1 protein-coding gene is annotated in these 868 nt (G+C 62.9%); it reads right to left on the bottom strand.

Annotated features, from left to right (window positions below; all coding sequences use genetic code 11):
• Positions 1-776 (bottom strand): IS110 family RNA-guided transposase (locus EIP85_RS22590; protein WP_127904449.1); only part of this gene is annotated, 776 nt, incomplete at its 3' end.
• Positions 777-868: the final 92 nt, after the last annotated feature.

Raw genomic sequence — 868 nt, 5'->3', positions numbered from 1 at the left:
TTGCCGCCGGAAGAATGCTGTCGCGGCACAAGCCCCAGCCAAGCTGCGAAGTCCCGTCCACACTTGAACTGCGCCATGTCGGGCGCAAAGGCCTCGACTGCCAGCGCCGTCAACGGGCCCACCCCCGGCATCGTCTGCAGCCGGCGCGCCGCGTCCGTCTCAGCCGCCAGCACCTTCAGCTTCTTGGTCTTCGCCGTGATCCTCTCGGTCTTCTCGGCAATCTGCGCCAGCAGGTCCTGGCTTTCCGAGATGATCAGAGCTGGTAAGTCGCAGGCTGGATCCTCGACCAATGCCGCCATGTGCTTCAGATAGACAAGGCTGACCGGAAACACATGGCCATGTTCGTAGAGCATTGCCCGCAGCGCGTTCACCAGCTCGGTGCGCTGATGAACAAGCCGCTCGCGGCTGCGGAACAGCACCGCTTTAGCCTGCTGCTCCACCGTCTTCGGCGTGACAAAGCGCATCTCGGGCTGGCGCGCCGCGATCACGATCGCCTCCGCGTCGGCCGCATCATTTTTCTGGCGTTTGACGAAGGGGCGAACGTACTGCGGCGCGATCAGCTTCACCTCATGGCCGAGCGCCTCCATTTCCCGCGCCCAGTAGTTGGCGCTGCCACAGGCCTCGAAGACCACAAGGCACGCCGGCTGTTCGGACATGAACCGCCGGAACTGCTCCCGCGTCAGCTTCTTACGAAACTTCACATGTCCCGTCATCGACGCTCCGTGAAGCTGGAAGACCCGCTTTGCCAGGTCCACACCGATCGTGGTATCGTGCATTCTGCCGTCCTCTCCGCTTTGTGGTCCACACACCACCTTATTGGCACATCGCGATGCCGTCAGGGGAGGGCGGCAACCATCCCATCTTGGGC

This window comes from Solirhodobacter olei (assembly GCF_004010155.1).
GTDB classification, from domain to species: domain Bacteria; phylum Pseudomonadota; class Alphaproteobacteria; order Rhodobacterales; family Rhodobacteraceae; genus Solirhodobacter; species Solirhodobacter olei.
This window is presented reverse-complemented; position numbering and strand designations above follow the sequence as displayed.